Here is an 18,954-nt window from a genome sequence, read left to right on the forward strand (position 1 = left end):
TTTTTTATTTTGTTATGAAAGTCTAAAATCCCTGATAGACTTTCATCAGTTTTTGTGTGATGAAAAAAGCTCATCATGTGCGTTTTATATGAAAGTTACTTCGTAACTTACATGAAACAGTAAGCATGAAATATAATTTCATGGACGTTTTTAGCAAAAAAACATCACCATATCTCATTGATTTTTATTTTTTTTAGTTTAACAATTTAAATTTTAAAAATTGTCAGTAAGCATAGTTTTTAAATTCTAACATTCTAACAATTAATAATTACTTAAATGGAAAGGAATTTTATGAAAATAGCAGTTGCAAAAGATGAAAATATTGTTGCAGAGCATTTTGGTCATTGTCACCAGTATGCCCTTTTTACAGTTGAAAACAATCAGATTATAGAAGAAAAATTACTTGACGCGCCGGAACATGCTCCGGGAGTCATTCCTAAATTTTTAAGCGAAAATGGCGCTAATGTTGTTTTAGCAGGCGGAATGGGTCAGGGAGCAATCAGTCTCTTCAATGAAATGGGAATAACTGTGTATTTAGGCGTATGCGGAACAATTGAAGAAGCAATACAAAAATACATTGACGGAAGTCTTGTAAGCGGACAAAATGTCTGCGACCATTAAACCGGAAAAGAATCAAAAAAATTTTAAATCTAAATTTTTTAACCTAACTTTTTAATTCTGATTTCAAAAATAATTTTACGCCTAAATATAAACCAAAAATAATATCTAAACATAGTTATCAGATATTGATTTATTTAGATTTTATAGAGCTTTTGGTACACCATCAAAATAGTGCATCACAAGGATAAGTTTAATTATCTTATAATTATATCAGATAAATTTAGTGTACTTCATACTTCGCTGTCCCGGATGTTTTACCTTTACATATGTAGATTCCTTTCGCCAGCACCGCCTGTGCCCATTTTGTGGCGAAATAATTAAAGTTAAGGGAGCGCCGGTATATCTTGAGGTAAAAGACTATAAAGAAGCTGAAGCAATCGTTAATGAACTTGGAAAATATCTGCTCAAAAATAAAAGAAAAGACTTAACACCTGAAGAAAAGGAAAAAATGCGTGAAGAGTATGCTCAGTGGATGAGAAAAAATCTTCTGGTATGAAAAAATATATAAAATCAAACGCAAAATCGAAGATATTTACATTCAAATTGTTTTTACATTAAATTTTTTATACATTCAAATTGTTTTTACATTAAATATTCATCCATTAAACAAAAAATTCAATACACAATTGGAAAATAATCCAATGAAAATTAAAATGAAACCTAAATAAAAATACAAAAAAGATGATTAGTTTCAATAAAAACGTTCATCAAACGGATGTTTCATATGAAAGTTACATGCAACATTTCATCTGAATCACGGGCGCGATTTTCATTTTAAACTCACATGGTGCCAATGAGTTTTAAATAAAAAACGTTCATTTAAAACTCACATGATGAGCTTTTTTCATCACACAAAAAAGTGATGATAAGTCTATCAGGAATTTTGACTTTTATAGCAAATTCACATGTCAAAACTTGAATATGGAATATTTCCGGCTCCTATTTCGGTTTTCAAATTTATTCCCTTCTCAATGGCATATCCTATAAGATTCATTCCGCTGTACGCAACAATTGATGTTCTGTAAGGATCAGCCCTTATATTCAAAATTCCAGTACCCACTTTTACAGGAAATAAAAATCCTGAACTTTTCATCATATTTGCAATATCATTAACTGAATCTATAGCAGTATCAGGGACTTCCCGCACATTGGCAAGCACTTTTCCGGTTCCGTTTTTTAAAACAGAACCAATTGATGTAAATCCTGCATTTATAAACAAAAGCAAAGGATCAATTGTTGTTCCTTTATATCCAATTAAATCCTGAAACCCTGATGGGGTGTTATTTTCAACATTCAAAAGTCCGCCAAACGCCATTTTGACAGGGATACCATGATTTTGCAAAACACCATCCATTGTAATACTACACACTGTAATTACACCAAGATGACCTGAGGGGATGCGAGGATCACTGTCAATTATTTTATAGGATTTAAAAAAACTAATGCCATTTTTTATTACTTCATCAAAAACTGAAGATAAATTTTCTATCTGATTTTCAGGAACATATGAAAGATTGTACGCAACATTTCCAGTACCGGTTTCAGGATTAAAATTGCTTTTGAACGCAAGTCTTTCAAGCTTGGAGATGATAAAACCAATGCGTTCATCTACAAGAGCACGCTCGGTTTCAGATACACCAAGAGGAGTTAAAATCCTGCCCTGATTTCCAATCTTTCTTGTAAAACCCATATTGTCAAGATAGCTAAGATAATACTGAACTGCCCTGTCAGTAAGTGCAAAACCGTGCTCGGTCATTAACTCAGATAGGCGCTTTGCACCAACAGGTTCCTGGTGTTCTTTTAGTATCCTGAGTATCTCGATACATTTTCTCTCAGATCTGATAAAGCTCATATGGTTTCTGAAATCCCCTGTAATTCTATAAATTCAAAGTAAAAATATTTAATATGGATATATTTCATAGGAATACCAATATTTTATATATACTGGCTTTTTTCATATATATTAGCAGAATTACATATATATTGACTGAATCATTATAATATCTTTTGATAACAAAATTAAAAAAACACTCAAGAAATCCTTTTCATATTCTTTTACCGCTATTAAAAAGAATTAAAAGTCCAAAAGTTAAAAATTTACTCAATGGTCTGGATAAAATCACTTGAAGGAAGTTATGTCAATGCGGACAACATCCTCTCAATTACCTTTGATACAAAATGCAATTCATTTGTTGCCGTTGTTGGATATAAAGAATCAAGACTACAGCATAAAATTTTTCAAAACCGTGCTCTTGACAATATTTTAGCAGGTGACAAACCAAGAAGTGAAAATGAAATAATTGAAGAAATGATAGACTACATTGAAAAAGCAAAAAATAAGCTTACACCAAACATTCTTGATTTCAATGTTCTTTTAACATAAAAAAATCTTTTACAATTTTTAATTAAAAACGTCCATGATAATTTTTTTCATGCACCGGTTTCATGTAAGTTACGAAGTAACTTTCATGTAAAACGCACATGATGAGCTTTTTTCATCACACAAAAAGCTTGATAAGTTTATCCGGAATTTTGACTTTCATAACAAATAAAAACCAGACAAAAAATAAAGCTAAAAATAAATTTAAACTGAATTTAAACTAAATTTGAAATACCTTATTTTCCAGATATAATCAAACAGAGCACTTAATTTTGATTGGTAAAGTCAGGCCTGCATCAACATAATTTTTTTATATCATATTCCATAAATGCAGAGGAGATTTGACAATCAAACCCATATTATACTCGCACCATAATTTAATCTCACTGTAGAAATTTTAGTTCATCATTAATTAATCTGTTATTCATAATCTTTAAGGGGATATTTATATCCTAAAAATGAAGGTTTTTTTTGTGCTTTTTTTAGTATTCTAATGATCTTTTAACGCTATTTATCTGCTTAAAAGAAGCTTTACCAAAAGAGCCTTTTGTGCATGAAGTCTGTTTTCTGCCTGATCCCATACAGCACTCTGTTTTCCTTCGATAACAGCGTCTGTAATCTCCTCACCCCTGTGTGCCGGCAGACAGTGCATCACAATTGCATCTTTGGATGCGCCTTTCATCAATTCATCATTTACACAAAATCCTTTGAAATGTTTCAAACGAACATCTTTCTCGTCTTCTGAACCCATAGAAATCCACGTATCAGTATATACGACATTGGAATCTTTTACAGAATCTGCCGGATTTTCAAAGAATTTTATTTTTGCACCAGACTTCTCAGCTGATATTATAATATCAGAATCGGGTTCATATCCCTTTGGTGTTGAAACATTTACCTCAAATCCGGTGTATGCCGCTGAAAGAAGAAGAGAATTGCAAACGTTATTCCCGTCTCCAACCCATGCAACTTTAATTCCGCTTAAGTCATTACCGAATTTTTCTTTCATTGTCAAAACATCAGCAAGAATCTGGCATGGATGTTCCTTATCGGAAAGACCGTTGATAACCGGAATCTCTGCATTCTTTGCTATCTCCTCAACAGTACTGTGCAGAAAAGAGCGAATCATAATTGCCGATAAATAACGTGAAAGAACACGTGCAGTATCTTTTACCTCTTCTCCTCTTCCAAGCTGCATATCATGTGGATTTAAGAATATTGCATGTCCGCCAAGCTCAAACATTCCAACTTCAAAAGAAATTCTGGTCCTGGTTGAAGATTTCTCAAAGATCATTCCAAGAGTCTTTTTGTGAAGTAACTCTTCTATATCTCCATCAGCACGTTTTCTTTTAAGATCTGCCGCTAGAGATACTACCTCTTCAAACTCTTTCTTTGACAGATCCAGAATTGATATGATATCTTTTTTCATCTGATCTCCTTCATATGGCTGATGCGTTTATTTAAAACTTCAATAGTTCCTATATCTTTTCTGTAAAAAACGTCACCTTTTACTGAAGCCGCGGCTGACTGTGCAGTCTTTTCTGCCCCCTCCAAAGTGTCTTCCATCCCGACAAATGCAAGAGTCCTTGAGGTCTGTGTATAAAGACTTCCATCTTTTTCAGTTACATTAGCATAATAGAGCTCAGCCCCTGATAAATCACCGGTTTCAATAACACCCCCGGACTCAGGAGATTCAGGATAACCTTTGGGAACGATATACTTACAAACTGTTGCTTTGTTTTCAAATACAACATGAGATTCTGAAAGAGTTCCCTCAACTATTCTTTTTATGATCTCGCAAAAATCAGATTTTAAGAGTGTTAAAAGATTCATTGCTTCCGGATCGCCAAATCTTGCATTAAATTCAATTACTTTGGGGCCGTCTGCAGTGTTCATAAACTGGCCATATAGAATTCCTCTATAGGGTGTTTTCGCCCTGTTCATGAATGCAATAACATCCTTCATAATAAGGAGTGCTTTTTCATAGTCCCTTTTTGAGACAAACGGGAGCATGTGATCAGGCATTGTGTATGATCCCATCCCTCCAGTATTTGGACCGACATCACCTTCATATGCCCTTTTGTGATCCTGGACCAGGGGCATCGGAACAAGATGTGTTCCATCAACAAAGGCCATTAAAGTAAACTCTTCTCCAATAAGCCTCTCTTCAAGGACAACTTCGCCGCCTATCTCCTCTATATATTTTATTGCTCCTTCCCGTCCAAAATGTTCGCCCATAATCTTGACGCCTTTCCCGCCGGTAAGACCTATTGGTTTTATTGCGAGATCACCGTCATATGATAAAATAAACTTTGCCGCATCTTTTGCATCATGAAAAACACGATAGAGAGGACATCCTGCAACACCATGCTTATTCATCATATCGCGGCAGAAAGCTTTGTCGGTTTCAAGGCGGGCGGCAATCCTGCGGGGGCCAACGCATCCAACCCCTTTATCTTCCAGATAGTCCACAACACCTGCTTCCAGTGGTGCTTCAGGACCAATCACAGCATATTTAACACCGGATTTAACTGCAAATCCGGCAATTGTTTCTGCATCTGTTTCCTTGCAGAGAAGAAAATCTTTGCATAATTCTGCAATCCCCGGATTTTTCTTTGACATTACTGAATATATTTCACATTCGTCGTTGCGGGAGAGTGCTTTTGCTATTGCATGCTCTCTGCCGCCTCCACCCACAACCAAAACCTTCATGACCATTTATATCACCGCAATACATCAAATAATTTAGTCTGATTTGCTATAAAAACGTCCATGAAATTATATTCCATGCAACAGTTTCATTTAAGTTACAAAGTAACTTTCAATGTAAAATCAGAACCTGATTTTCATTTTATCTCTGAATTAAATATTCATCTTATGAAGATTTTAAATCGAAATCTTCATCAGTCATTTCTAATTTTTTTGCTTTTTTTTATGAATGCTTTTTTAAAATTTCAGATACACGAACAAGCGAATGGAGATTTACACCGGTGCTTTTTAATTTTTCATCTGCTCCCTGTTCACGATCTACTACAGTTACAACTTTGTCAATTATTGCACCTGCTGATTTAAGAGCGTTTATGCCAAAAATAACACTACCTCCGGATGTAATTACATCTTCTACCAAAAGCACGTTTTTATCTTTGACATTACCGATTATATTTCCGGATTTTCCATGATCCTTCTCTTCCTTTCTGATAATACAATAAGGTTTTTCAGACGATAAAGAAACTGAAACAGCTATCGGTACTGCACCCACTGCAACTCCTGCAACAACATCAAAATCAAATTTCTCCGATATTTCTTTTCCAATCTCAAAAAGAAGTCCGGGATTTGTGCAAGCCGATTTTAAATCGATATAATAACTGCTTTTAGCACCCGATGCAAGTGTAAAATCACCAAATTCTATTGCACCATATTCAATTAGTAATTCTGCAATTTCATTTACCATGGAACTTCTTTCACTCCGATAATATACCCTATAATATTTGCGCCTCTATGTAAAAGAGGTGTAATTATGATAATCCATAAAAATACAGCAAGGTTTATATTTGCAAATACCCACCCGCTGTCAAATATAAACACACAAAGAAGAGAGCCTGCAACAAGATCATATTGATCTGCAATCAGCCACTCATCTCCACGTTTTTTATTAAGCCTTCGCTTAAAAAAGCTTTTTACCAGATCTCCAAGAAGCGCTCCTGTTGCCAAAAGCACTACGGATAGCAGGGTATGGATGTAAATTCCTGCATAATTCCCAATTAAAATCAGAATTATTCCAACAAAAATTCCTGAAAAAACTCCGCCGAACAACCCTCTCCAGGTCTTTCCGTCCCCGAATATTCTTCTTTCGTCACTCCACTTTTTTCCAGAATCTATTGGAGAGCCGCCTCCGAATACTGCTGCTGCTGAGTTTGGGACATATGCTGGAAGCATTATCCATAATGCTACAAAAAGCGAAGATAGTATTCCAATAAAATCAATCTCAAACGCCGACAATATGACTATTATAAAGGTTTAATGAAATAAATAATGTTTCAAAAAAACTTCATGAAATATAATTTCATGGACGTTTTTGATGCAACAGTTGTCATAAAAAACATTTATGAGAAAAATGTTTCATCTACAAATGTATCATCCAGTTGTATCATCCAGTTGTATTATGTAAATAACAACATGATTCCAATAGAAAACATGTTTTTTTAATATTTTTGATATTTAAAAGAAAAAATGATATTAAAAACAAAATCAAACATTAAAGATATAGTTCATCAAAGTTTAATTCACCAAAGTTACAAACCAACTGAATAGAAACTAAAACCTGTACCAAAACAATCCTTTTATTTTATTAAATTGAGAATAGAATTAAGCAAGCAATTGTGTGAGAGCAAATATGGTAATTAAAACAACAAAAGGCCTTTGTCCTGAATGTGGTGCAGTCCTCCCTGCAGAAATCATTGAGGAAGATGGCCAGATATGGATTGTCAGAACATGCCCAAAACATGGTTTTTTTAAGAATCTGTACTGGTCAGATTCGGAAATGTACAGGCGTTTTGACAAATACAGTTCCGAAGGAACAGGAATAGAAAATCCTCAAAAATCTGCATTAAAAGAAGAATGTCCGTTTGCCTGCGGTATCTGTAACAATCATAAATCTACTACACTCCTTGCAAACATTGACTTAACAAACAGATGTAATCTAAACTGTGATTTCTGCTTTGCCAATGCGCGTGCGTGCGGTTACATCTATGAACCATCCTTTGAAGAAATAGTTTCAATGTTAAAAATGCTCAGGGAGGAAAAGCCATTTCCTGCGCCTGCAGTGCAGTTTGCCGGCGGAGAACCAACAATGAGAGATGATCTCGTAGAGATTGTTAAGACTGCAAAAAAACTTGGCTTCAAACAGATACAGATGGCATCAAACGGGATTAAACTTGCAAGAGATAAACAACTGGTTAAGGATTTAAAAGAAGCAGGGCTCAGCACAATTTATCTTCACTTTGACGGGGTTACAAAACAGACAAATCCACTAATCAATATCAGTAAAAAAGTCATAACAAACTGCGCTGAATACGGTCAGGGAGTAGTCCTTGTACCAACTGTCATTAACGGCAAAAATGATCATGAAGTAGGAGACATCATCAAATTCGCGGCTGATAATATCAAGGTTGTAAGGGGTGTCAATTTCCAGCCGGTTGCATTCACAGGCGCCGCATCAGAAGATGATGTCACAAAAGAACGTGTTACAATACCAGACCTTGCTGACAGAATTGAAAAGCAAACAGGCGGCATACTTAAAAAAGACTACTTCTATCCGGTTCCATGTATTATCCCAATATCTCATCTTGTAGAAGCATACACAGGAAAACCACAGATTGAATTTACAACACACCAACATTGTGGTGCAGCGACTTACGCATTTGTAAATGATGACGGTCTTGTTCCTGTCAACAAAATGATCAATGTCGATGAATTCTTCAACGTAATAGAAGAAATGGCTGGCAGGCTAAATGACAAGAAAACACTCAATAAATACATAACTCTTGTCGAAGGACTTAAAGGGATGCATTCCTCTTTGAAAAAGAGCGAAAGCGGCAAATCAGGATTGTTCTGGAAGATGCTGTATCAGGCTCTTGTCAAGCAGGATTTTGAGGCATTAAAAGATTTCCACTGGAATGCTTTATTTATCGGAACAATGCATTTCATGGACAACTATAATTATGATGTTGAAAGAGTCCAGCGCTGTTGTATTCACTATGCAACACCGGACGGAAGGCTGATTCCTTTCTGCACATATAATTCAGGTCCTGTCTTTAGAGAACAGGTATGGAAGAAATATTCTAAACCAATTGATAAACAAGACCCGCTAGAAGAGCTTGACTAAATTTACCTATTTTTTGGTGTTTTATGATTTATATTGTAAAAAAGCCTACCGACACTCCTTCAGACAATTCAACAGGAATGGTTGCAGATGAACTTAAAAGACGAAATGTGGATTTTTCATATCTTGATTTGGAAACAATAAACCCTTTCTCCAAAGATTTAGAGGGAAATCTCATCTGGATCTGCGGAATAAAGCAGGACGAACTTCAATTTGAAATAATAAACTCCCTTAGCATAAACAACAAGGTTGTAAATTCACCGGATGCAATAGCCATTTGTGCAAGCAAGGTGCAGACTACTGCAAAACTGATAAAAAACGGAGTGAAAACTCCTGAAACTATATTTACAGCATCAAAGCGTCTTGTTTCAGACTTTTTAGAAAAGCACGGAACTGTTGTATACAAACCTGTTTACGGATTTGACGGTAACGGAATATATCCTTTCGAAAACATTTCCGAATTAAAAGAAAATCCTCCCTATTACATCCAGGAATATGTTAAAAATGATCGCGATTTCAGGGTTTTTGTTATAGACAAAAAAGCTGTTGGTGCAATTGAAAGAGTTTCTGATTCATTCGCACACAACATCCACCAGGGAGGGCTTGGAAGGGCTTTATCAAAAATTCCTCCTGAAATGGCAGAGACTGCATCTGCGGCGGCAAAAGCTATTGGAATAGACTACTGTGGTGTTGACTTACTTTTCAAAAATGACTCATATACTGTTTTGGAAGTTAACGGAACACCAAACTGGCACTGTATGAGTGCACCTGTTCCAAAACTTCTTGCAGATTATTTAATAGAAACTGAAAAAAGCATATAATTATCTGATAAATTAAAAATTAAAAGAAAAAACTGAAATAAATCTGATAAATTAAAAATTAAAGATAATCTGATAAATTAAAGATATTTATTATCAGGATCTTCTTCAATTTCTTTTTCTGTTTTTAATGCAAGTTCATGCATCCTGTCTGCAATTCTCTTGGAGGCTGAAGGTTCAACATCCTTCATCGCCTGTGCAATCTCCTGTCCAAGGACAAAAATTGCATGTTTATGTTCCATTTTACTTTTATGAACCTGAGTTGGCTTTATCTTAAGTGCTTCATACTCAGAAAAAACCACATTTGAATTTTCGTTCTCAAAGCTTTCCTTTATTGAATACATAAACTGATGGAGGGCTATTAGTTCTTCTTTGTGCATTAGATATCATCCCGGAATAATTCAAAATGTGATTAAAATGTTTATCCTCAAACCAATTTAAGGTATCTTCAAAAGCTTAACTGAGACAGGTTTTCGAATAATTTCCTTGAAATCAGGTGCAACAATAAAATTAAGACCGTGCATGGCGGCCATATCTATAATTTTCTGGTTAACACTCCTGTTTGTAATCACACCTGAAACATCTCCGGATATCTTATTTAGTGCCGCCTCCATCTCATCTGAAGGGTATTCATTTAGAATTATATACTCATTTGATAAAAAACGGGTAATATCTGAACTCTTAACCTCGTTCATCTGCTTAGAAAGTTCTTTATCGCAGGCAGGACTGACATTTCGTGAATCTTCCGGATTATTCTTTAAAGATTCTTTTGAGTCCTCAAAAACATTTGATGTATAGGTGCTTATATCAACACCTCCGTCATACCCTGCAATTACCTCAACAGGCACTTTATTTCTTAAGGGCTTGATGATCTCCTTTCTGGACATATCCTCGACACTGCGTCCACGTGGACCAATAGCAATGAAATCAATGTCTGCAACCTGCAAAAGTTCGCTTAGGATTAAATCACCACCCCGGTCTCCGTCAAGGAATGCTGTCGCCGTTTTTGTCCTGCACAGCTCAATTATAGTTTCCGGAACATTAGTACCTTCGACTGCAACGGCATTTTTTATCCCGTACTTTAAGAGATTTATAACATCAGCTCTTCCTTCAACGACAATAATTGCATCTGAGTCACAAACATTAGGGCCTGCAGGAAGCTTTTCAGGACCAATCTCTATTAATTTTTCAATTCTTGAATATTCACGAACCTCATCTATTATGTCATTTGTATCAATTGTGCTCTCCTCAAATGCATCCATCAGGATTTCTTTTGCTCTTTCAATTATCAGCTTTCGTTTTGAGATTCTGATATCTTCTATCTTTTTAACCTTAAATATCGAAGAGCACGGACCTACTCTTTCAATTGTCTCAAGAGATGCGGCAAGAAGAGCTGTTTCTGCCCTGTCGATTGATGAATATATCAGAATTTCTCCTTTGGTATCGCCTTTTTTGCTGACTGTTTTTACATCAATTCTCCCTATTCTTCCTGTTCTTTGAAGATCTCTAAGATCAAGGTCTTCTCCCAAAAGACCTTCGGTCTGGCCAAAAACCGCTCCAACAACATCGGACTTTTCGACCACCCCCTCAGTTTCAAATTCAATAATGATCTGATATTTTGTAGTTTCCGGTGAATACAATGATAATTCCTCCTGTAATGTGATAAATTTGTGAAATATATTAATATGCTCTTATTAAATTTCATAAGGCAATTTGACTAATAGTAACTGAAATTATTTAAATTAATTTCATAATTATATAATAGTAGTTAAGAAAGGATTTTTGTTAAAAGTTCTGATGCATCCTTCAAAGAAATATTTTTTACCAAAACGCGTTTTTGTGATGATGTAGCACCTTTAATTATTGAAACATCAGACTGTGGGACAGAAAAAAAATCAGATATTGCACATATTATCTCTTTATTTGCTTTTCCTTCGACAGGAGGAGCATTGATTCTGCAAAGAAGGGCTTTTCGCCATTCATTAAACCCTGAAGGAAAGACAGTTTTTTTGCTTCCCGCAGATACATCCAGAGTGATTACAACTCCCGACTGATTTTCTGCAAGAGCCATTCCAATATTCATTGCAAACACCTGAAAAACCTGAAAAATTTCAAGTCAAAAATAACCGGATTAAGACTAATGTAGCCCGGCATTAACAAACATGGATCATAAGAGGCGCTTTGGCCTGTCTTCACCTGTTATACCCAAATGGCCGGGCTTTAAAATGCCTGTTGCGCATCCGGGTTGTCCCGAAGATCACTTCCAGACCTATGCCAATAGATCACCCGGGGACCTAATATACGATGCGCAATAATTATCGGCAAACATATATTCGTTTCATAAGGCTATATATCCATTCCCTCTGACAGGTCTGGCACAGTCTTTGTAAAACTCACCATTTTTATAGGCAATATTACCGCTGATAATTGTAATATCAGGAAATACAGCATTCATTCCTTCATAAGGTGTCCAGCCGGCTTTGCTTTGAAGACTATCAGCCGTTATTTTAACAGGCTCTTTTGGATATAATGCAAAGTCAGCAGGAGAGCCTTTTGTAAATCCGGGTGGCTCAATCCCAATAATTTTTGAAGGATTAATTACTGTTTTTTCAATTACAGACTGGAGGGTTATATTTTTTTCAAGCACCTGATTTATCAGAAGCGGAAGCATTGTTTCAACTCCGGGAATTCCTGAAGGAATATCGGAAAAAATCTCTTTTGTCTTTTCAGTAATTGTATGCGGGGCATGATCGGATGCAACAACATCAATTTCATTCCACCTTAAAAGAAGCTTTTTTCTGACAGACTCAGACCTTAATGGAGGGTTGACCTTTCCAAATCCATCATTTTTATCAAACATTTCATATGATAAAAAGAGATGATGCGGCATTACTTCAAATGTAATATTTTTCCGTTGTTTAATGAGGTCAACCGAATCAGGTGATGAAATATGACAGAAATGAAGTTTTAAACCTGTTTTTGAAATATCAATAATTGTTTTTACTGCCAAAAGCTCATTTTGGCAGTTTCTAAGCTTCTCATGGGAAGTGAGTGAATCATCCTCCCCTGAATCAATAACCTCTGCATGAACGGTTATCAGGGCATCTTTTTTTTGAATCTTTTCAAAGGCAGATTTTAAAAAATTGCTGTCAACTGCTGAACCATAGCTTGATTCAGCAAAAAAAGTCTCTCCAAATGCACAGACACCACAACGATATAGTGCATTTATATCCCAGCCGGGCATTACACTTCCATTAATGCCAAAATTACAGTAGGAATTTTTTTCTGCTTCACTAAATCTCAAAAGGAAAGATTCCTTGTCGACAACTGGAGGAATTGTGTTTGGCTGATCAATTACTGTTGCAACTCCGCCTGCAAGTGCGCTTTTAGAACCGGTCTCCCAGGTTTCCTTATGCTTTTGGATGTCACCGCCCCGCATATGGACATGCATATCGGTTGCCGCCGGAATACAGATTAAATCTTTGCAGTCAATTGATATTTCTGAATCAACTGCCATTCCTGAATGGACAACCCGCCCGTCTTTTACAGATATGTCTTTTATAGTGCCGTTTGACAGTGAGACATTTTTTAAAACCAGACTACATTTAAGAGACATTTAAAAAATCCTGTTATGTATATTGTTATGTATCTTATTACACTATTTATGGGATTGTTAATTTTTAACAGGTGTTATTTTTTTATCAGGTGTTTTTTTAGGTTATTCCTTTTTTAGGTTATTCCTTTTTTAGGTTATTCCTTTTTTATAAGGATAATATTTTGAGGTAAACTGGATTGTGCCGGTTGCCTTAAAAAAGATTATTTTAACCATATTATTTTCCGTTTTATCAAATTTTAACGAACTGAAAAAATATATTATTAAATAATTATTAAAAAATAAAAATTACAGTGTAAAAAAATATAAAATATATCATCAAAAAATAAAAAATATAGTGTTAAAAAAATATGGAATATATTATCATAGAATTATAAAATAAATTTAATTTCAATAATTTTAAAATTTTTCAGCAGACCCTTGGAACAGGATCTCCGACAGGCGCCTCTATAAACCGTTCGCCGCCAATTGAAGTCTCCATAATAACAGATTTTCCTTCTGTTACTCTGCCGATTATTGCCGCATCTTTCCCATATTTGTTCTTCTTAATCGCTTTTAAGATAGCTTCCGCATCATCAGCGGAGACACCCATAACAACCTTTCCTTCGTTTGCGACATCAAGAGGATTAATGCCTAAAAGTTCTGAAGCACTCCTTACACTATTTCTTATTGGAAGCGTTTCCTCATTGATTCTGACCTGGACGCCTGATTTCTCGGCCATCTCATTAATGGCGTTTGAAAATCCTCCACGTGTAGGATCTTTCATTGCATGAATCTCCCCTGCATCCATTGCAGATTTTACAAGCTCCCATACTGGCGCAACATCGGATCTAATCTGCTCACCCAAATCAAAGCCTTCGCGGGTTGTCATGATACAAAGGCCGTGATCACCAATTGTGCCGCTAACTATTATTACGTCGCCGGGCTTTAGTCCGTTGTCACGGACAGGTTTCTCAACAATTCCAATTCCCGCGGTGTTAATGGCAATGCCGTCAATTGCCCCCTTTTCAAGAACTTTTGTATCGCCGGTTACAAGAGATGCTCCACATTCCAAAAGTGCCTCATCCATTGATGCAACAATTTTTTCAAGGATATCAATGTCAAATCCCTCTTCAATTATCATACCACAGGAGAGTGCAATAGGCTTTCCCCCCATCATGGAAAGATCATTTGCTGTGCCGCATACTGATATTCTTCCAATATCCCCGCCGGGGAAAAAGAGAGGGCGCACAACATGCGAATCTGTTGTAAATACAATATTTTTGTCACCAAACGGTATTACCGCGCCGTCATCGAGTGATTCAAGACCAATACCGCCGGCATTATTATTTTTGTATTTTGTGAGTGTCTTTCCAAGAAGATCTGAAAAAACGGCCCCGCCGGCGCCATGCATAAGATTGACTTTCATTCGTCTTCTACCTCAATTTCAATATTTGTGACTACTATTTCCCTTCCTTCGATTACTTCAGGAAGAGAACCACAATCCGGACAAACAAACCTTTCAGAACCTTCATAACCGCATGAGCATTTTGTCTTTACAGGAACAGTCTTTGCTTCAATGCTACAGTCTTTGAAAAGAGGTTCATCTTCGTCCTCACACATAGTTTCAAAAAGAAAAATAACCTGCTCAGGGTTTACCATTGTCATTTCGCCGACACTGATACATACTTTTTTTATGTGTGTTGCGGAATTTTCAACAGCCGCCCGTTTGGAGGTTGCAAAAATATCGTATGCTATAGAGTATTCGTGCATTACTCCTCCATAGCCGCGTAGACTTCCTCAAATACCTGACGCGTCTGGAGTGCCTCTTCACGTGATAATTTCTGAATAGCAAAACCTACATGGACTAAAACAAATTCGCCTACAACAACATCCACAAGGTCTATTCGGACCTCCTGCTGAAGATCTCCATAATCAACAACAGCGATATTGCCATCTTTTATTTCCAACACTTCTGCCGGTATTGCAATACACATTGTTTAAAAACCCCTTAAATTAACCGGACCTAAAAGCCCAGTCAGGTTATAATAAAAATAATAACGCCGAGAAGGAGATTTGAACTCCTGAGGTGCGGACACCAGTGGCTTTCAAGGCCACCGCCTTCCCGGACTAGACTATCTCGGCCCGTCTTCTAATATGTCTACTTTTTTCCTTAAAAATATGGTGTTATTGTCTTCGTGTTAAAATGACAATAACAAACAGTCCGATGACGGCAGATATTAACCCAATTGGAAATTGACCGCCGGATTGGGTCGCCTCACCAGCAGGAGCACTCTCAAAGAAAGATGCTGAATCTTCACTTACTGTGATAGAAGAAGCGCCGGTTGTAAACACTGTCACATACCCGCTGTCAGATGAATCAACAGGATAGACTTTTACATATACAGTTCCTCCTTCAACATTGATTCCAAAAGATTCTGATTCGGAGCCGGAATAACGATTCACCGTTTTTACAGTCTTTTTCTCATCACAGTATTCAACAGCCCAGTTATGCCCTTCTGATGTTTCAACTGTCAAAATCCCCGGAAATGTCTCTATTGAAAAATATGTCGGACTGTTTAATGATGCAAATGACTGTGCAGACATTGACTTTCCTGTATTGGAAGTAGGAACCGGCGTTATAGATTGTGTCAAAGATTGTGTAGGAGATGTAGTTGTTTTTACAGATGTAAACTTCTGGTGTCTTATAAGCCCCTTATTATCTGAAAACGAAACATAATAGTTACCAGGGCCGGAGATTGGAACTTCAACTTTAAACTGTCCATTTGAATCAGTTGAAACCCACTCTTCAGGGAATATAATATATTCTCCGTCATCAACCATTATTTCTATTCCAAGATTACCGCGTGTGGTGCTCCTTCCTTCAACAGACAAAAAACCGTTATATTCCTGATTTATTGAAGAGGCTATTACTATCTGATCTGTTCTGTCAATAAGTTCAAATGTTCTGTATCTTGTCGAACTTCCGCCAAGACTTACCTCGCTGTTATCCGGAATTTCAAGTTTGTAGTTTCCTTTTGAAAGAGAATCAGTCTCAAAAGAAACCTTCCATGACCCGTCAGACTGGATAACAAAAGACTTTCTCTCAATCTCCTGAATCGAGACCTTCTGGTTGTAGAGAACAATTGTCATTGTAACTCCGGGGTTGATTGTGCTTGTTCCTTCGATTACAACTGTGTCACCAAGGTTTACCTGTGGCGGGACATCAAAATTGATAATGTATGCATTAGCACAAGAGACCAATGCCGCCAATAATATAATCAGGCATGCTATCTTTTTCATATTTACACGATCAACTACTATAGCATTAATGATATCTCAAAAAATTGAAAAACCTCTGGCATGCTGGAAAAGTAAAGAGACATATTCAGGAGAAGTTCTCGACTGCCTCACTGTGATCTTTAAATCAGGCGGCTGTTCATGGAACAGGTGCACAATGTGCGGATATAAGAATGAAAGGTATCACAAAATGCCTGCAGAGGAACTCTCAACCAGAATTAAACAGCAGGTTTCATGGGTTCTTTCTGAATTTAAGCCTGACAGCTACCAGATGGTAAAAATATTTACTTCAGGAAGTTTTTTTGACACTGACGAAGTCCCGCCCGGTGCCAGGGATTCAATTGGAGAGGCATTCAAAGGCAAAATTGTTATCGCAGAATCAAGGACCGAATATGTAAAGGAAGATATTATTTCGGACTTTTTAGCGATTGTTGATGACAATTCACACAAAAATCCATTGTATGTTGCAATGGGCCTTGAGACAACAAACGACTATATCCGGGAAAAATGCATTGACAAAGGCCACACATTTGAGGATTTCAAAAATGCTGTAAGTCAGGGAAGAAAGGCCGGCGCAGGCATTAAAACATATCTCATGATGAAACCGCCATTCCTGACTGAATCAGAGGCACTTTTGGATATGCAAAAATCTCTCAAAGAGTGTGCGCCGTACTCTGATATGATTTCTATGAATCTCTGCACTGTCCAAAACAGAACAGATGTTGAAAGACTCTGGAAACAAAGGGCTTACAGACCACCATATCTCTGGAGTGCTCTGAAGGTTTTAATTGAGGCAGATGTTCATGTAATGTGCGATCCTGTCGGCGGAGGGAAAAGAAGAGGTCCTCACAACTGTGGGAAATGTGATATGGAAATTGTTGACGCGATAAGAGAATTTTCACTCAATGTAGATAAAGAACTTTTAAGAGTTTATTTTGAAAGAGGATGTAAATGCAAAAATGAGTGGGAATTTATCTTAAAAGAAGAAAAACCCTTTTGCATGCCCCTGACAGAATAAAAATATTTTTTTATTCAAATATTTATTGCCCGGATTATTACAGTTTAGATATTTACTGTTCAGATTTTATAGCATCGGTTTTCAGATACTTTGCAAGGAGAGGCAAAAATGCTCCTGCATCGCTTACAACCCCGATTGCCTGTGATGAACCCCTGTCATTTAATTTGGTAACTGATGCAGGATTTATATCAACGCATATAGTCTTTACATATGACGGCAGGCAGTTTCCAACAGCTACAGAATGAAGAAGTGTTCCAATCATTATTACCATATCAAGACCGCGCAAATTTTTCCTCATCTCCTCCTGTGCAATCATAACATCGGTAATAACATCAGGAAGCGGGCCGTCATCTCTTATTGAGCCTGCAAGAACAAACGGAATATTGTTCTTCACGCATTCATACATAATTCCCGTCTTTATTATGCCTTCTTCAACTGCTTGTTTAATCGAACCTGCACGGATAACCTCGCTTATTGCTGTTATGTGATTTTTATGTCCGCCAACTGCAAGTGTTCCTGTATCAAGATTCATTCCAAGAGATGTTCCAAACAGGTTGTATTCAATATCATGGGTTGCGAGGGCATTTCCGGCAAATAATACATCAATATATCCTTCACGGATTATCTCTGCCAGTGCCGGTGCAGCCCGGGTATGAATGATTGCAGGGCCGCCAACAATCCCAATTTTTCCTCCGTTTTCCTTAATCTCTTTCATCTCAGAGGCTATTTTTTTAATAATTGTTTCACTCGGCCTTTCTGAAGAGACAGTGTTTTGCATAAATTCAAACTGATTAACTTTTCTTGACCTCTCAGGTGGCACAACCCTTACCCCTCTCTCACCGATTACAATATTGTCTCCCTTTTTTATTTTTGCAAGCGGCACACAGGTTGCAGAAAGTGTGTCTTTTTCCAATACGATGTGGCAGTCCATCTCAATATTTTCAACAGGAATCCATTTGTCATCATATTTTACAAATGTCGGGTGATTTGTTGTTGAGTAAAATCCTTTTGGTAAAATTCTGTCGCCAAAGGCCTCTTTTAGTTTTGCATTTTCAACTTCAGGCATCCTTGCACCAAGTCGATGAAGCTCACTTAGGATATTGTCAAGTTCCTCTTCATCCACTGCTGTGATAATCAGCCTTGCATAACTTGTGTCCTGTTTTTTCTTTCCTACATCGAAGGTGGTAATCTCAAAATTGCCGCCCATATCCAGAACTTTGTCAAAAACACGGGTCATAATCCCTGAATCAATAATATGACCTTCAAGTTCAATCTCACGGGACGCTTCCATAATTTAGTATATTTGTTTTATAAACTATTATGATTTGCGCAAATAACATAAAA

Annotated in this window: 20 protein-coding genes and 1 tRNA gene; 6 read left to right on the forward strand and 15 right to left on the reverse strand. The window is 36.7% G+C overall.

Translation table 11 applies throughout. From position 1 onward, the window contains the following. The first annotated feature begins 291 nt into the window (after window positions 1-291). Window positions 292-621 carry a NifB/NifX family molybdenum-iron cluster-binding protein gene (locus L1994_RS06200; RefSeq protein ID WP_278098595.1) on the forward strand — a complete coding sequence of 110 codons (330 nt, stop codon included), beginning with the start codon at window positions 292-294 and terminating at the stop codon, window positions 619-621. Window positions 622-844: 223 nt separating this feature from the next. After that, complete coding sequence (locus L1994_RS06205) at window positions 845-1,117, forward strand: DUF1922 domain-containing protein (protein WP_278098596.1); 273 nt, start codon at window positions 845-847, stop codon at window positions 1,115-1,117. Window positions 1,118-1,522: 405 nt separating this feature from the next. On the opposite strand, the gene L1994_RS06210 is transcribed toward L1994_RS06205, so the two are convergent. Then, window positions 1,523-2,473, reverse strand: coding sequence for a DUF128 domain-containing protein (locus tag L1994_RS06210; RefSeq protein WP_278098597.1), 951 nt, complete (start codon window positions 2,471-2,473; stop codon window positions 1,523-1,525). Between the two features lie 252 nt (window positions 2,474-2,725). Between L1994_RS06210 and L1994_RS06215 the strand changes: the two genes are divergently transcribed. Beyond that, window positions 2,726-3,004, forward strand: coding sequence for a hypothetical protein (locus L1994_RS06215; RefSeq protein WP_278098598.1), 279 nt, complete (start codon window positions 2,726-2,728; stop codon window positions 3,002-3,004). Between the two features lie 508 nt (window positions 3,005-3,512). Here L1994_RS06215 and argF read toward each other — a convergent pair. The 4 genes from argF to L1994_RS06235 form a co-directional block, all read right to left on the reverse strand. Further along, window positions 3,513-4,430 carry an ornithine carbamoyltransferase gene (argF, locus tag L1994_RS06220; protein WP_278098599.1) on the reverse strand — a complete coding sequence of 306 codons (918 nt, stop codon included), beginning with the start codon at window positions 4,428-4,430 and terminating at the stop codon, window positions 3,513-3,515. Then, window positions 4,427-5,719: a phosphoribosylamine--glycine ligase gene (gene purD / locus L1994_RS06225; RefSeq protein WP_278098600.1), complete on the reverse strand. Its 1,293-nt coding sequence runs from the start codon at window positions 5,717-5,719 to the stop codon at window positions 4,427-4,429. The genes argF and purD overlap by 4 nt, the downstream gene beginning before the upstream one ends. Window positions 5,720-5,933: 214 nt before the next feature. Further along, on the reverse strand, window positions 5,934-6,452 hold the full coding sequence (gene pyrE / locus L1994_RS06230) for an orotate phosphoribosyltransferase (RefSeq protein WP_278098601.1): 519 nt from the start codon (window positions 6,450-6,452) through the stop codon (window positions 5,934-5,936). Beyond that, complete coding sequence (locus L1994_RS06235) at window positions 6,446-6,937, reverse strand: CDP-2,3-bis-(O-geranylgeranyl)-sn-glycerol synthase (RefSeq protein ID WP_278100814.1); 492 nt, start codon at window positions 6,935-6,937, stop codon at window positions 6,446-6,448. The genes pyrE and L1994_RS06235 overlap by 7 nt, the downstream gene beginning before the upstream one ends. A 457-nt stretch (window positions 6,938-7,394) precedes the next feature. Here L1994_RS06235 and tes point away from each other — a divergent pair, with 457 nt between their 5' ends. Both tes and L1994_RS06245 read left to right on the forward strand, forming a co-directional pair. Then, window positions 7,395-8,885: a tetraether lipid synthase Tes gene (tes, locus tag L1994_RS06240; protein WP_278098602.1), complete on the forward strand. Its 1,491-nt coding sequence runs from the start codon at window positions 7,395-7,397 to the stop codon at window positions 8,883-8,885. Between the two features lie 23 nt (window positions 8,886-8,908). Then, window positions 8,909-9,703 (forward strand): ATP-grasp domain-containing protein, encoded by a 795-nt coding sequence (locus L1994_RS06245; RefSeq protein ID WP_278098603.1) that lies wholly within the window; start codon window positions 8,909-8,911, stop codon window positions 9,701-9,703. A 77-nt stretch (window positions 9,704-9,780) separates the two neighbouring features. On the opposite strand, the gene L1994_RS06250 is transcribed toward L1994_RS06245, so the two are convergent. The 9 genes from L1994_RS06250 to L1994_RS06290 form a co-directional block, all read right to left on the reverse strand. Further along, on the reverse strand, window positions 9,781-10,080 hold the full coding sequence (locus L1994_RS06250) for a UPF0058 family protein (RefSeq protein ID WP_278098604.1): 300 nt from the start codon (window positions 10,078-10,080) through the stop codon (window positions 9,781-9,783). 57 nt (window positions 10,081-10,137) lie between these two features. Continuing rightward, the gene (gene dnaG, locus L1994_RS06255) at window positions 10,138-11,340 is read right to left on the reverse strand and encodes a DNA primase DnaG (protein ID WP_278098605.1); all 1,203 of its coding nucleotides are present in this window, start codon (window positions 11,338-11,340) and stop codon (window positions 10,138-10,140) included. A 128-nt stretch (window positions 11,341-11,468) separates the two neighbouring features. Then, window positions 11,469-11,783: a DUF167 domain-containing protein gene (locus tag L1994_RS06260; RefSeq protein WP_278098606.1), complete on the reverse strand. Its 315-nt coding sequence runs from the start codon at window positions 11,781-11,783 to the stop codon at window positions 11,469-11,471. A gap of 255 nt (window positions 11,784-12,038) precedes the next feature. Continuing rightward, window positions 12,039-13,316, reverse strand: a complete 1,278-nt coding sequence (gene pyrC / locus L1994_RS06265) for a dihydroorotase (RefSeq protein WP_278098607.1) — start codon at window positions 13,314-13,316, stop codon at window positions 12,039-12,041. A gap of 406 nt (window positions 13,317-13,722) precedes the next feature. Further along, window positions 13,723-14,721 (reverse strand): hydrogenase expression/formation protein HypE, encoded by a 999-nt coding sequence (gene hypE, locus L1994_RS06270; protein ID WP_278098608.1) that lies wholly within the window; start codon window positions 14,719-14,721, stop codon window positions 13,723-13,725. Then, window positions 14,718-15,065, reverse strand: a complete 348-nt coding sequence (locus tag L1994_RS06275) for a hydrogenase maturation nickel metallochaperone HypA/HybF (RefSeq protein ID WP_278098609.1) — start codon at window positions 15,063-15,065, stop codon at window positions 14,718-14,720. Before L1994_RS06275 ends, hypE begins: the two co-directional genes overlap by 4 nt. Continuing rightward, window positions 15,065-15,289: a HypC/HybG/HupF family hydrogenase formation chaperone gene (locus L1994_RS06280; protein WP_278098610.1), complete on the reverse strand. Its 225-nt coding sequence runs from the start codon at window positions 15,287-15,289 to the stop codon at window positions 15,065-15,067. The genes L1994_RS06275 and L1994_RS06280 overlap by 1 nt, the downstream gene beginning before the upstream one ends. 64 nt (window positions 15,290-15,353) lie before the next feature. Next, window positions 15,354-15,437: transfer RNA gene (locus tag L1994_RS06285), tRNA-Ser, on the reverse strand. A 42-nt stretch (window positions 15,438-15,479) separates the two neighbouring features. After that, a complete protein-coding gene (locus L1994_RS06290) occupies window positions 15,480-16,595 on the reverse strand; it encodes a hypothetical protein (RefSeq protein ID WP_278098611.1) in 1,116 nt (371 codons plus the stop codon). Window positions 16,596-16,623: 28 nt separating this feature from the next. Between L1994_RS06290 and L1994_RS06295 the strand changes: the two genes are divergently transcribed. Further along, entirely contained in the window at window positions 16,624-17,610 is a 987-nt protein-coding gene (locus tag L1994_RS06295) for an archaeosine biosynthesis radical SAM protein RaSEA (protein ID WP_278098612.1), read from the forward strand. A 52-nt stretch (window positions 17,611-17,662) separates the two neighbouring features. Here L1994_RS06295 and L1994_RS06300 read toward each other — a convergent pair whose 3' ends face one another. Next, window positions 17,663-18,901: an ornithine cyclodeaminase, nickel-pincer nucleotide-dependent gene (locus L1994_RS06300; protein WP_278098613.1), complete on the reverse strand. Its 1,239-nt coding sequence runs from the start codon at window positions 18,899-18,901 to the stop codon at window positions 17,663-17,665. Window positions 18,902-18,954 lie beyond the last annotated feature (53 nt).

It is taken from the genome of Methanomicrobium antiquum (assembly GCF_029633915.1).
Lineage (GTDB): Archaea > Halobacteriota > Methanomicrobia > Methanomicrobiales > Methanomicrobiaceae > Methanomicrobium > Methanomicrobium antiquum.